Source organism: Bacillus sp. 16GRE42, from assembly GCF_019837435.1.
GTDB lineage: Bacteria > Bacillota > Bacilli > Bacillales > Bacillaceae_G > Bacillus_A > Bacillus_A wiedmannii.
The window spans coordinates 358,952-372,783 of record NZ_JADAXF010000001.1 but is presented as its reverse complement, the minus strand read 5'-3'; the positions used below and the strand labels follow the sequence as shown (position 1 = coordinate 372,783).

The following is a 13,832-nucleotide window of genomic DNA, read 5'->3' as shown; positions in this document are numbered from 1 at the left end:
AGCTGTTGAGAGTAATCTCAGCAGCTCTTTTTAGTATGTGCATATGCTAGGGAATAATCACGCCAAATTTCATTCATTTTCCGTCTACCGACATCAATCATCGGGTTAAATTGAATGGCAGCTTGTTGTCGTACGGTATGTACATGTTGGATCGCCTGTTGCAAGTGTAGTTCAACCGAATGGGATTTTGTATTTGCTTGTTTTACGATTGAATATCCAGCAACAGTTCCTTGTGCCATAGCGATTTTTCCGCTTTCAATGCCAGCTATATTGCCGGCTACAAATAAACCGGTAAGAGGGGTTTCCATCGTTTCGGAATGGAGAGGAACGTGCCCGCCTAATTCCGGAATGTAACGGAAAGGACAACCAGCTACAGCGGCTAGCTCAGCAAGAGGGTATAAGCCGCCGGCAATACAAACGAAGTCTGCCTCATATATTTGTTCCGATCCAGTTATGATGTTTCCTTTCGTATCAATAGTAGCAACGCGTACACCTTTAACTTGATCTGTACCGATAATTTCAAGAGCTGCTTTTCGAAGGTGAAGCGGTGTGCCATTTATTTTCATACCGTTATTTGGATAGAAGTTTAATCCAGCTTGTTTCGCCCAATTATATTTCATCAATCGACTACCTATACGTAATAAAGGCGAAGGGGCAAGGTGTGCAGCATGTAATAGAGAGTTTAAAACTTCTTCTGGTTCACCAGCCTTTTGACTTAATTCACTTTTTTCAGGAAGTACGATATGTTCCACTTTAATACCTGCTAATTGTAATTCATTTAAAATAGCGAAGGACAAAATGTTAGCACCAATGATTACTCCTTTTCGCCCAACTTGAACGCGATGTACATTTGTCATTACTTGGGCTGCCCCGATTGACATGACTCCTGGAAGTGTCCAACCAGGAAGGGGAATGGAGTATTCAGCAGCGCCAGTAGCAAGTAAAACGAACGGTGCTTCTAACGTACCGATATTCGTATGTACGAACCAAGAACTTTCATCTTTATCTAAATTATAGACGGAAATGCCGCATCGAATATCAACTGAAAGTGATTTTGCTTCTTCGTGAAGGCGTTTTGATTCTTCTATTCCGTTCCACCATTCTCCAGTAGGTTCTTGATGTAATTGTCCGAGCAACCTTCCGCCAGGCTTCATAAATTCATCAATAACAAGTACATTTAGTCCAAAATGAGCACAAGAGATGGAGGCTGACAAACCTGCTGGTCCAGCTCCGATAATAATGACATCGTTCATCGCTTTTTCACCATCTCTCTCACGATATTTGGATGCTGTTTGCCGCTATCAACTACCATATCTTTTTCAACAACAGTTAAGCATGCTCGTACGTTCGTTTGATTGTTTACTGTCACGCGGCATTCAGAACAATGCCCGATATTACAGTAAATACCTCGCGGTGTTCCGCTATCTTCATGCACTCTTAAAGTTCTTATTCCGTTTGCAAGTAAAGCCGCCCCAATCGTTTCATGTTCATAGGCTTCATACTGTTGCCCGTTAAATTGGAAAGTGATGCGCTTCCTACTATTTAAACTTCCTAAAATAGGGTGATGTGTAATTCTATTCATTGATTTTCACCTACCGCTCCAAAGGTAACTGCGCGAACTGGTGGTTGATATTTTAATGGAATTTCATTAGTGTTTACGTCGGGATTTGCACTTTCAATCATTCGATCTATCATCATTCTACATGTGCGGCCACCGCAAAATCCCATGCCAGCACGTGTTCTTAGTTTTAATTCTCTTGCCGAGCATTTATATGCAGCAATTGTCGATTGAAGTTGTCCGTATGTAACTTCTTCACATCGACAAACAATTAAGTGATCTTTATTCGTCATATGTATTCCTCCTCTAGTTCGGTTTGCACAAATTATTATGCAAAAACTATGCCAAAATAGAGAAGGAAGGTTTATTGTAACCCGAGTTTTTTTAGGCGGTTATATAAAGTGGCCCTCGTAACACCGAGCTGTTTCGCGCATTCTAATTTATTCCCATTTAAAATGCGTAAAGCCCTCTCGATGACTTTTTTCTCATGTTCATCCATCTCTTCTTGTAAGGAGAGGATTGTATGATTGTTGCTGAGTAATACGGAATGAGCCGTATGATTGTCTAACGTTTCAGTTGTATGAAATGGTAAATATTCTTGTTTTATAATCCCGTCAGTCGCAAATACGACAAGTCTTTCAACGACGTTACGAAGCTCGCGAATATTACCTGGCCAATTGTAATGAAGCAGTTCATGCATAATGCTAGAAGGTAAGTCACGAATTGGTCTGTTGTAGTTGATTGAAAAATCGTTTAAGAAAGAATAAGTTAATTCAATAATATCCTCGCGTCTTTCTCGCAGCGGTGGAATATGCAAGCTAACTACATTTAGGCGATAGTATAAATCTTCTCGGAACGTACCTTTTCTCATTTCTTCTTGTAAATCACGATTTGTAGCCGCGATAATGCGGAAATTAATATGAATCTCTTTTTCTCCACCAACTCGGTAATATTTTCGTTCTTGTAGTACACGCAATAGTTTTACTTGCATATCGAGCGGCATTTCTCCTATTTCATCTAGAAATAAAGTACCGCCTTGCGCGAGCTCTATTTTACCCTTTTTGCCTTTACTACTTGCACCAGAAAACGCCCCGCGTTCATACCCAAATAATTCACTTTCAAATAACGCTTCTGGAATGGCGCCACAGTTAATTGAAATGAAAGGTGCCTTAGCTGATTCACTTGCTTCATGAATCGCTTTTGCAAATACTTCTTTTCCAACACCACTTTCGCCGAGTATTAAAACAGTTGATTTCACCGAACAAACTTTTCTAGCTAATTGTATCGTTCTTTGTATAACAGGGCTTTTTCCATTCATCGCAAGGAAAGGGTCGGATTCATCTTTGTACTTTGCAACCTCTTGTTCTAAACGGTGCATTTCATGTGACATATTAAATAGTTTTTCATTTAAAGCGACTTGATTTGTTACATCAGTTTCTGAAACGACAGCTCCGATAATTTCATCGTTACAATACACTGGATTTGAATTAATTAATACGAACAAATCTGGACGAGGCTGATGGAACTGAGCAATTATGCTTTTTCCGTCATGTAATGATTGCAAGATTTCCAAATCTTTATAGTCAAAAAAACGAGTGATAGGTTGTCCAATAATTTCAGTATAGTTGACTGAAAAAATCTTTTCGGCGCCATCTGTCCAAGTGCGAACACATTCTTTATCATCGATAACTGTAACAGAAGAATCCGTTGTTTGTATTACGGTGTTATAAAAAGATTGTAGTTCATTGTAAGACTTAATAAGAAACGGAATGATTTGCTGAGACGTTATACAGCATATAGGCTCTTTATTTTTGTTCATTACGATAACGGCCATTTCATTAGAAAACGCGTCAATTAAAGCAGTGAATGAGTCATCTTCATATATAACTGCGCAGTTATATTCTTCTGTAGTAGAAGGGCGGTAATAAAATTTTTCGTTAACTTGCTGGGTAGGTTGCATGCTGTATGTATGATCGATGGATAAAATTTTTAGAAATTCTTTTATTGTGGGAAATGAGAATGCCATATTGTCCTCCTGTTATGTATAAAAATTTTGACAGTGATAAAAAAATAATACACCTATTTACGATAAATTTAAAATATTTTTACAAATAAAAATATTTTTTTTAAAAAGTGTATATATGTATAGTTGGCACGTCAATTGCATGAAAGAAAGTGAGGGATTAAAAAGAAGGGAGGGGTGCTACGTGAGGCACTGTGACGTTTTAATAATAGGTGGTGGAATTATAGGCTGTTCTATCGCTTATTACACATCAAAATATGGAAGAGACGTAACAATCATTGAAAAAGGAGAATTTGTCAGTGGGACGTCTTCACGGTGTGACGGGAATATTTTGGCTATTGATAAAGACCCAGGATTTGATAGTCAAATGTCGTTAGTAAGTCAAAAATTAGTAAATGATTTAAGTGAAGAGTTAGAGCACTCATTTGAATATAGGGCGCCAGGAAGTATTCTCGTATGTGAATCAGATGAAGAAATGGCAGCAGCACAGCAATGGGTGAATCGTCAAAAAGAAGTTGGGTTACCGTTCCGAATGCTTGATAGGCAAGATATAAGAGCGGAATCGCCATTTTTTGCGGACGATTTATTGGGTGGTTTAGAATGCGCAACGGATTCTACTGTAAATCCATATCTCCTTGCATTTTCACTTTTAGCAGAGTCGAAAAAAATGGGTGCGAAAGCTTTTAATCATACGGAAGTAAAAGAAATGAAAAGAGATATAGACGGTTCCTTTATTGTAGAAACGACTAACGGGACGTTTACCGCGAAGCAAGTGGTGAACGCAGCTGGTGTGTGGGCTCCAAAAATCGGAGAAATGTTGGATGTAAATATCCCAATTGAACCGAGAAAAGGACATATTATTGTAGCTTCAAGGCAACAACACGTTGGTTGCCGTAAAGTAATGGAATTTGGTTATTTAATTTCTAAATTTGGCGGAAAACGAAAAGTGGATGCTTTAACTGAGAAATATGGGATAGCTCTTGTGTTTGAGCCGACAGAAAGCCAAAATTTTTTAATTGGTAGTAGTAGAGAGTTTGTAGGCTTTCATACGAAGATAAACAACGAGGTTATTAAATGTATTGCAAACAGAGCAATTCGTTTTTATCCGAAAATGGCGGATATGATGGTGATTCGTTCATATGCTGGATTACGCCCGTGGACAGAAGATCATTTGCCAATCATTTCACGCGTGGAACATATCCCGAACTACTTTATCGCCGCGGGGCATGAAGGGGATGGCATTAGCCTGGCAGCAGTTACAGGGAAAGTGATTGAAGAGTTGTTAAATGAAAAAGAAACAATCATTCCTATTGAACCACTTCGTTTGAGTCGTTTTACAGAAAGGGTGTTAAACGGATGAGGTCACAAAGAGTCTTTACGACGATTGATACACATACGGGCGGGAATCCGACGAGGACATTGATAAGCGGACTTCCAAAGTTAATTGGAGAGACGATGGCAGAGAAGATGTTACATATGAAAAAGGAGTATGACTGGATTCGCAAATTGTTAATGAATGAACCGCGTGGTCATGATGTAATGTCAGGAGCATTATTAACAGATCCATGTCATCCTGAAGCAGATATTGGTGTTATATACATAGAGACAGGTGGATATTTACCAATGTGTGGTCACGATACAATTGGTGTATGTACAGCTTTAATTGAATCAGGTTTAATTCCGGTAGTTGAACCGATTACTTCGTTAAAGTTAGACACGCCAGCGGGCTTAGTTGAAGTTGATATCTTTGTTCAAGATGGAAAAGCGAAAGAAGTCTCTTTCTGTAACATACCAGCTTTTTTACTGAAACATATTACTGTACAAGTTGAAGGAATTGGAACTGTAGAAGCAGATATTGCGTATGGAGGGAATTTTTATGCCATTATCGATGCGAAGTCAGTAGGTTTAGAGTTAGTACCGGAAAATGCATCTACAATTATCGATAAGGCAATTCATATTAGAAATATCATTAATGAGGAATTTGAAATCATTCATCCGCAGTACTCGTTTATTAGAGGGTTAACCCATATTGAATTTTATACAGATCCTACTCATGAAAGTGCTCATGTGAAAAATACAGTTGTCGTTCCGCCAGGAGGAATTGATCGTTCTCCATGTGGTACAGGAACATCAGCGAAGTTAGCTGTATTATACGCAAATCAAAAAATTGAAGTGGATGAAGAGTTTATTCATGAGAGTATCGTTGGCTCTTTATTTAAAGGGTGCGTCATAAATACAACATCTGTAGAAAATATTGAAGCTGTCGTAACGAAAATTACAGGTTCAGCTTGGCTTATGGGGATGCATAGATTTTTTTATAATGAAAAGGACCCACTGAAAGAAGGCTTTTTGCTAATTCCGCCGATGGAACATGAAACGGAGGATGTAAAATGAACATTCAAAAAATGTATACAGCAGTAGACGTACATGTAAATGGTGAAGCATTTCGTGTAATGAAAGATGTACCATGCAAATACTACTACAGTTTAGAGCAATTAAACGAACAATTTTCAGGTGAATTAGCAGAAGGAATGAAGCTTTTATTAAATGAGCCACGTGGTTTTATCGGATTAAATGGATGTATTGTCGTTCCTTCTATTCATATGGAAGTCGATGCCGCTGTATTATTTTTTAATCATGAAGGATCCATTCCGCTTCATTATGGAGGCATTGTCGCAGTAATAACGATGTTACTAGAAAGCGGGTATTTAAAAAAGAGAGAGACGAACCAATACAAAATCGAAACGCTATCTGGTATATTTTCAATCCATGCGTATGTAGAGAATGATGAAGTTGTATCAGTTTCGTTTGAAAGTAAACTATGTTATATGATTGAGAAAAATTTACAAGTGGGTAATATAAGTTACTCTCTCATTCAAGCAGATAAAGTATATGCAGTTGTAGAAAAAGATACGTATTCACCAGACATTCGTATTGAAAACATTTCTGAATTGAAAAAATGGGGAGAAGCTACACTACAAGCTATACAAAAACAGTCGTTAATAAAAAGGCTTATTTTAGTAGATTCTTCGCAGAAAGATAAGAACTATATAAAATCGATTACATTTCATGAAGATAACTTTATCGTACGTTCGCCAGGTTTTGTTTCTACTATTGTATCTTATGTTCATGCGTTATTTAAAAATGATTATTTGGCGGATAAACCTTTTATAAATGAAAGTATATTTAATAGCTTTATAACAGTTGAAAAAGTGAAGAAGGAAGAAACGGGTTACATTTTCAGTTTTGAAAGTAGAGGATTTATTACAGGGATGCAGACGTTTCTATTAGACCCTACAGATCCATTTCCGACAGGATTTTTATTAAAATAAAATAGTAAAGGGAGAGATAAATATGAAAAAAATTAAAGGGGCATTTCCAGTATTGATCACACCGATGGATGAGTTTCAAGAAATTAATTGGAACGGTGTAAAACAAAACGTAAACTATTTTATCGATCAAAAGGTAGCTGGCATTATTATTAATGGAAGCACAGGTGAGTTTGTTAGTTTATCAAAAGAAGAACGATTTAAAATGGTAGAAACAGTATTAAAAGAAGTTGATGGCCGTATTCCAGTTATTGTAGGAACTGCAGCAGAAACGACGAAAGAAACGATTGAATATACGAAACATGCAGAAGCACACGGAGCGGATTGCGCATTAATTATTAACTCGTACTATTGTAAGCCGAAAGAAGAGGAAATTTATTTTCATTTTAAAGAAATCTCAAACGCTGTAAATATACCAATTATGTTATACAATAATCCGTTTACATCTGGTATCAATATGAGTACAGAGCTCATGCTACGTATTGGAAAAGAATGTGAAAATGTTACACATATTAAAGAATCTAGCGGAGATATTCGTAAAGCAAGAGATTTAGTAAGACAAGGCGAAGGTGCTTTTCAAGTATTCTGTGGATCTGAAGATTTAGTTATGGAATCTTATTTAGTAGGTGCAACGGGATGGGTTTCAGTAGCAGGAAATATTGTACCGGGACTTGTTACGAAAATGCATGAGCATTTCCAAAATGGTGAATTAGAAAAAGCCTGGGAAATAAACGATGCTATTTTACCTCTTTGCGAGTTTCTTGAAGGATCAGGAAAATATGTACAAATCGTTAAACGCTCAATGGAATTACACGGACAAGCGGGGGGGCCTTCTCGTTATCCGAGACTCGGATTAACTGAAGAAGAAGATCAAAAACTTCAAACGATTATTTCAAAAATTGCAGCTCATGCAGCTGTTTAAATAAGGAGGAGATCATATATGTTAGCGACAAACATTGAGCTGAGACCAAAAGTGAAAGCGTTTTTAAATGAAGAAATTAAAATGTTTATTAATGGTGAATTTGTTCCTTCCATTAGTCGGAAGACATTTGAGATATACAATCCAGCAACAGAAGATGTTCTGGCTGTCGTATGTGAAGCGCAAGAAGATGATATTGATGTCGCTGTAAAAGCGGCAAGATCTGCATTTGAATCAGGACCTTGGGCAGAAATGACTACCGCTGAAAGAGCACACCTTATTTATAAATTAGCAGACTTAATTGAAGAGCATGGAGAAGAATTAGCGCAGTTAGAAGCTTTAGATAATGGGAAACCATATCAAGTAGCACTGGATGATGATATTGCAGCGACTGTAGAAAATTATCGCTATTATGCAGGATGGGCTACAAAAATTATCGGGCAAACGATTCCGATTTCAAAAGATTACTTAAATTACACACGCCATGAACCTGTTGGCGTTGTAGGTCAAATTATTCCTTGGAATTTTCCACTCGTTATGTCTTCTTGGAAAATGGGAGCTGCACTAGCAACAGGTTGTACAATCGTATTAAAACCAGCAGAGCAAACGCCTTTATCGTTATTATATACAGCGAAGCTCTTTAAAGAAGCAGGTTTTCCAAACGGTGTTGTAAACTTTGTTCCAGGTTTTGGCCCAGAAGCAGGAGCTGCAATCGTAAACCATCATGATATTGATAAAGTAGCCTTCACAGGTTCAACAGTTACAGGAAAATATATTATGCGTCAATCTGCAGAAACAATTAAACATGTAACGTTAGAACTTGGTGGTAAATCACCAAATATCATTTTAGAAGATGCTGATTTAGAAGAAGCGATTAACGGTGCATTCCACGGCATTATGTATAATCACGGCCAAAATTGTAGTGCCGGATCTCGCGTATTCGTTCACCGAAAACATTACGAAACAGTCGTAAATGAACTAGTGAAAATGGCGAATAACGTGAAGCTTGGAGCAGGTATGGAGAAGGAAACGGAAATGGGTCCACTTGTATCTAAAAAGCAACAAGAGCGTGTGCTACATTACATTGAACAAGGAAAGGCAGAAGGTGCTACTGTTGCTGCTGGTGGTGAACGGGCATTTGAAAAAGGATATTTTGTACAGCCGACAGTATTCACAAATGTTACTGATGATATGACAATTGTGAAAGAAGAAATTTTTGGACCAGTTGTCGTTGTACTTCCATTTGATTCAACAGAAGAGGTAATCGAAAGAGCAAATCGCTCTTCATACGGACTCGCTGCGGGCGTATGGACACAAAATATTAAAACAGGACATCAAGTTGCTAATAAATTAAAAGCAGGAACAGTATGGATTAATGATTATAATTTAGAAAATGCAGCTGCACCATTTGGTGGCTTTAAACAATCTGGTATCGGTCGTGAGTTAGGTTCATATGCGCTTGATAACTATACAGAAGTGAAAGCGTTTGGGTAAATATAAAGTAATAGAGAATCTAACTGTTAATAAATAGAGGGGTGCAATAATAAGAGCTGCGGACAACTGGAAGGTTTAATAATAGTTGTCCGTTTTCTTATATATAAAATAGTTTTCAAAAGAATGTTAAGGGGGATTTGGATGGAGCAATTAGTAGAGTGGTTAGTAGGGCAAGTATGGAGTATTGGGTTAGTTGTTTTTGCATTAGGGGCAGGTGTGTATTTTACAATTGCCACTCGTTTTCTGCAAATTCGTTATTTTAAAGAGATGATTAAACTATTATTTGAAGGGAAGAGCTCGGAGACGGGAATTTCATCCTTTCAAGCATTTTGTTTAGCCTTATCAGGTAGGGTTGGAATAGGTAATATCGCAGGGGTCGCGACAGCTATCGCTTTTGGCGGACCGGGAGCCGTGTTTTGGATGTGGGTAATGGCTCTTTTAGGAGCAGCGAGTGCATTTGTTGAATCAACATTATCTCAAGTATATAAAAGTAAAGTCGGAAATGAATACCGCGGTGGTACACCATATTTCATTGAAAAAGGCCTGAAAATGAAATGGTTTGCAGTCATTGTAGCGGTTGTTGTAACACTTTCATATGGCGTTTTATTACCAGGTATTCAGTCTAGTAGTATCGCAGTTGGATTTGAAAACTCTAATGGCATTAGCAAATATATAACTGGAATATTATTAGTTATTTTATTAGCATCAATCATTTTTGGTGGCGTAAGGAGAATTGCGGGCGTTTCGCAAATGCTTGTTCCATTTATGGCAATTGGTTATGTAATTGTTACATGTATCGTATTAATTGCGAATGTAACAGAAATTCCAAGTATGTTCGCTTTAATTTTCTCTAGTGCTTTTGGTGTAAATGAAATGTTTGGCGGAATCGTCGGTGCAGCAATTGCATGGGGCGTAAAGCGCGCTGTATTTTCAAATGTTGCAGGTGTTGGAGAAGCAACGTATAGCTCCGCTGCTGCTGAAGTATCCCATCCTGCAAAACAAGGATTAGTTCAAGCATTTTCTGTATATATCGATACTATTGTTGTATGTACAGCGACAGCTCTTATGATTTTAATAACAGGTATGTATAATGTTATACCGGAAGGGAAAAGCGCTATTGTAAAGAACATAGGGAATGTTGATGCAGGTCCGATCTATACACAACAAGCAGTTGAAACTGTTATGACAGGGTTTGGTCCATTATTTATTTCAATCGCAATTTTCTTCTTCGCATTTACAACATTACTCGCATACTACTATATTGCTGAAACGACGCTTACTTATTTAGATCGTGATCTTAAACATAGCTGGTTAAAACCAGTTTTAAAAATTGGATTTTTAATTATGGTTTACATCGGTAGCGTTGAATCAGCGTCGCTTTTATGGAATCTTGGAGATTTAGGAATCGGTAGTATGGCATGGTTAAACTTAATTGCGATTCTACTATTAAGTAAAATCGCATTAAAAGTGTTAAAAGATTATGAAGCACAGAAAAAAGAAGGGAAAGATCCAGTATTTAATCCTAAAAATGTTGGGATTGAAGGATTAGTTTTTTGGGAAGAGAGAAGTAAAGAGATTGAAAGGAAAAACTATAAGGAACAATCTGTAGTGGATGATAGTCTGAAATTGTAACCTGAATAAACTGAATATTCATTCTTTTAAATGAGGTATATTGCCTTCTTTTCATCACATACTACAATAGGTACACATAATTTGAATGGGGGTAATAATAAGATGGAACACGAACAACATAGTTCAGTAAATGATGTTCTACATCATTATAAAGAAGGTATCGGTAGTTTTACTAACCAAATCCCTGAAATTGCTGAAACATATAATGCATTCACGCAAGCTTGTTTTCAAGAGGGTTCTTTAACAAAAAGAGAAAAACAACTTATTGCATTAGGAATTAGTCTAGCAACGCAAGATGAGTACTGTACCATTTATCATACAAAAGGTTGTCTTGATCAAGGGTGTTCAGATAAAGAAATTCTGGAAGCATGCGGTGTTTCAGCAGCATTTGCTGGCGGAGCTGCAATGAGTCAAGCAGTAACATTAGTACAAGAGTGTTTAAGTGAACTGAAAAATCAAAAGCATTGAATATAAAAGAACGTTTTAAACTTTATGTTTAAAACGTTCTTTTACGTGAGATTAAATTTGAGTATAAAAATTATCTGGTATGTGATGTAATAAAGTAAGGTTTTTAAATTTGTGGGAATGTGAAAGCACAATTATTTATTTAGTTTTAAGATTTTCTAAAAAGTTTTAATTGTTTCATATAATCAATAGCTTTTGTTTTGTTCTTTTGTTTACATACAAATTCTATCGTTATTAAGTTGTATGTAATTTAATATTCCATATTTTTATAAATCGATTTCTCTACGTCAGGAAGAACTCTGTATATACTCTTACTGATTAAAGATTCTAATTCGTTTTTAATTGTGTAGAAACCTTTCCAATGTAAAGAGGAATGAGGGGTTGTTCCATGTCGTAAACCAACTGAAATCAATCTTTTTTCAAGAGTAGTAAAGCCTTCCGCATCAGCAAGTGCGTCACAAAGGGTAATGACCTTACTGTATAAGTCGTAGTCACTATTTTCATTTAATATTTCAATTAATTGGCTTTTCATATAATCAGGAACAAGGCTCCACTCCGCTGCGATATTTAAATGCTCATTTTTGCACGGGAAAGAGTGTGTCACGCAAATAATTGCGTTTCCTGTATACCCTAAATCATTCATATACATATAACCATCATAGGAATGAATAACAGATTTAGTAAAACCTTTATACCTTCCTATATCATGTAGCAGAGCAGCATTATATGCTATGTCAGCATTTAGGTCATACCCATTATTAATAAGTTCTACAACTATCTTTTCAGTTGCAAGGGCAACATTACATGAATGTTCGAACCACGGACCTGGGCTTTGTTTATATGCCCACTCGAGTAATTCTCTTGCATATGTCCTATCTAATATATACTTCATATAGGTATCCTTTCTCTAAAAAATTGTACTTTAAATAATTTCATCTTAGTAATTCATTTTTCCTTCCTTAAAACTTGGTACAATGACATAAAAGGGGGATTAGTAATGCAAAATGTAGTAATTGAAGAAATTAAGCAAATAAAAGATGATGTGGAAGAGCTTTCTAAACTTTTGAAAACGGTTGTAAATGATGGGGCGTCAATTGGTTTTTTACCTCCACTGGAACGGAAAGAATCAGCGAAGTATTGGGAAACTGTATTAGCACCAGAAGTAATCTTATATGTCGCTAAAATAAATAATGAAGTGGCCGGGAGTATTCAATTACATTTAGTTACAAAACTTAATGGGATTCATAGAGCTGAAATTTGTAAGTTAATGACTCATCCAAACTTTAGACGTAATGGCATTGGGCGTTTACTTATGCAAAAAGCAGAGGAGCGAGCAAAGCAAGAAAAAAGGTCTCTTATTGTACTAGATACGAGAGAAGGAGACCCTTCTAATAGATTGTATAAATCATTAGACTATAAAGAAGTTGGAAAAATACCAGAATACGCAATTTCTCCGAGTGGTGATTTAGATGCTACAGTTATTTATTATAAAGTTTTATAAGTTATGATTAAAAAGCTATTATGCTAAAAATAATAAACTCCGATTTTTAACACCGCCTATATTTCTCTAGCGGTGTTATTTGAATGTATCAATAAAATTAATTTAATGTACTAATTGAATTTGAGAAAGTTTTTAGAGGGTTATGTTTGTATAGTCTCTCATCTTATAATGAATGTAGAGGAGATGACTAGGCAACTATAGTTGTTTTCGCTTTATTATGCGAAAGGGGATGTCGGGATGAAAACGAAAGGTTTACAGAAGGTGAAGAAAGTTATGTTAAGTGGTAGCATATTACTTACGGGATTGTTAACTTTCGGTTTTTCAGAGAAAGCTTCAGCTCATGGATATGTTGAATCACCAGCAAGCCGTTCTTATTTATGTAAGCAAGGGGTAAATGTGAATTGCGGACCGATTCAATATGAGCCACAAAGTGTAGAAGGAATAGGTGGATTCCCGCAATTAGGACCTTCTGATGGACAAATTGCCGGAGCTGGCCATTTTCCTGCTTTAGACGTTCAAACAGTTGATAGGTGGAAGAAAGTTACGTTAAACGGCGGGACGAATACATTCAAGTGGAAACTAACGGCACCTCATAGTACGAAAGAATGGAAATACTATATTACGAAAAAAGATTGGAATCCAAATAAGCCGTTAACAAGGTCTGATTTAGATTTAGTGCCATTCTATGTGAAAAATGATGGAGGAACTAGACCAGGAACTTCAGTAACACATGAAGCAAATGTACCTACTGATAGAAATGGATATCACCTTATTTTAGCTGTTTGGGAAATTGCAGATACTGGGAATGCATTTTATCAAGTTATAGATGTTAACCTTGTAAATAACGGTTTAGCATCAAATTTCGCGCTAAATCATGTAGTGCAGGCTCCTACCTTATTTTAAATAAAATA

General features: G+C 36.6%; 13 protein-coding genes and 1 pseudogene. 9 read left to right on the top strand and 5 right to left on the bottom strand.

Annotation, left to right across the window (positions count from 1 at the left end):
• Positions 1-17: 17 nt before the first annotated feature.
• The 4 genes from ILS93_RS01995 to ILS93_RS01980 form a co-directional block, all read right to left on the bottom strand.
• On the bottom strand, positions 18-1,253 hold the full coding sequence (locus ILS93_RS01995) for an NAD(P)/FAD-dependent oxidoreductase (protein WP_064475527.1): 1,236 nt from the start codon (positions 1,251-1,253) through the stop codon (positions 18-20).
• Positions 1,250-1,582, bottom strand: a complete 333-nt coding sequence (locus ILS93_RS01990) for a (2Fe-2S)-binding protein (protein ID WP_064475526.1) — start codon at positions 1,580-1,582, stop codon at positions 1,250-1,252. The genes ILS93_RS01995 and ILS93_RS01990 overlap by 4 nt, the downstream gene beginning before the upstream one ends.
• Positions 1,579-1,851 (bottom strand): (2Fe-2S)-binding protein, encoded by a 273-nt coding sequence (locus ILS93_RS01985; RefSeq protein WP_000182228.1) that lies wholly within the window; start codon positions 1,849-1,851, stop codon positions 1,579-1,581. Before ILS93_RS01985 ends, ILS93_RS01990 begins: the two co-directional genes overlap by 4 nt.
• A 71-nt stretch (positions 1,852-1,922) precedes the next feature.
• Positions 1,923-3,584 (bottom strand): sigma-54 interaction domain-containing protein, encoded by a 1,662-nt coding sequence (locus ILS93_RS01980; RefSeq protein ID WP_064475525.1) that lies wholly within the window; start codon positions 3,582-3,584, stop codon positions 1,923-1,925.
• A gap of 181 nt (positions 3,585-3,765) precedes the next feature.
• Here ILS93_RS01980 and ILS93_RS01975 point away from each other — a divergent pair, with 181 nt between their 5' ends.
• The 7 genes and pseudogenes from ILS93_RS01975 (at position 3,766) to ILS93_RS01945 (ending at position 11,423) form a co-directional block, all read left to right on the top strand.
• Entirely contained in the window at positions 3,766-4,941 is a 1,176-nt protein-coding gene (locus tag ILS93_RS01975; RefSeq protein ID WP_064475524.1) for an NAD(P)/FAD-dependent oxidoreductase, read from the top strand.
• The gene (locus ILS93_RS01970) at positions 4,938-5,975 is read left to right on the top strand and encodes a proline racemase family protein (RefSeq protein ID WP_064475523.1); all 1,038 of its coding nucleotides are present in this window, start codon (positions 4,938-4,940) and stop codon (positions 5,973-5,975) included. Before ILS93_RS01975 ends, ILS93_RS01970 begins: the two co-directional genes overlap by 4 nt.
• Entirely contained in the window at positions 5,972-6,913 is a 942-nt protein-coding gene (locus tag ILS93_RS01965; protein ID WP_222659812.1) for a proline racemase family protein, read from the top strand. Before ILS93_RS01970 ends, ILS93_RS01965 begins: the two co-directional genes overlap by 4 nt.
• 22 nt (positions 6,914-6,935) lie before the next feature.
• Positions 6,936-7,832 (top strand): 4-hydroxy-tetrahydrodipicolinate synthase, encoded by an 897-nt coding sequence (gene dapA / locus ILS93_RS01960; RefSeq protein ID WP_064475521.1) that lies wholly within the window; start codon positions 6,936-6,938, stop codon positions 7,830-7,832.
• A gap of 18 nt (positions 7,833-7,850) precedes the next feature.
• Positions 7,851-9,334, top strand: a pseudogene (locus ILS93_RS01955) (aldehyde dehydrogenase family protein).
• A gap of 130 nt (positions 9,335-9,464) precedes the next feature.
• Complete coding sequence (locus ILS93_RS01950; RefSeq protein WP_064475519.1) at positions 9,465-10,955, top strand: alanine/glycine:cation symporter family protein; 1,491 nt, start codon at positions 9,465-9,467, stop codon at positions 10,953-10,955.
• 30 nt (positions 10,956-10,985) lie between these two features.
• Positions 10,986-11,423 (top strand): carboxymuconolactone decarboxylase, encoded by a 438-nt coding sequence (locus tag ILS93_RS01945; protein WP_139326442.1) that lies wholly within the window; start codon positions 10,986-10,988, stop codon positions 11,421-11,423.
• Between the two features lie 247 nt (positions 11,424-11,670).
• Here the strand turns inward: ILS93_RS01945 and ILS93_RS01940 are convergent, their stop codons facing one another.
• Positions 11,671-12,312, bottom strand: coding sequence for an HD domain-containing protein (locus ILS93_RS01940; RefSeq protein WP_064475518.1), 642 nt, complete (start codon positions 12,310-12,312; stop codon positions 11,671-11,673).
• 105 nt (positions 12,313-12,417) lie between these two features.
• On the opposite strand from ILS93_RS01940, the gene ILS93_RS01935 reads away from it, so the two are divergent.
• Positions 12,418-12,921, top strand: a complete 504-nt coding sequence (locus ILS93_RS01935; RefSeq protein WP_064475517.1) for a GNAT family N-acetyltransferase — start codon at positions 12,418-12,420, stop codon at positions 12,919-12,921.
• A 237-nt stretch (positions 12,922-13,158) separates the two neighbouring features.
• Positions 13,159-13,824 carry a lytic polysaccharide monooxygenase gene (locus ILS93_RS01930; protein WP_064475516.1) on the top strand — a complete coding sequence of 222 codons (666 nt, stop codon included), beginning with the start codon at positions 13,159-13,161 and terminating at the stop codon, positions 13,822-13,824.
• Positions 13,825-13,832: the final 8 nt, after the last annotated feature.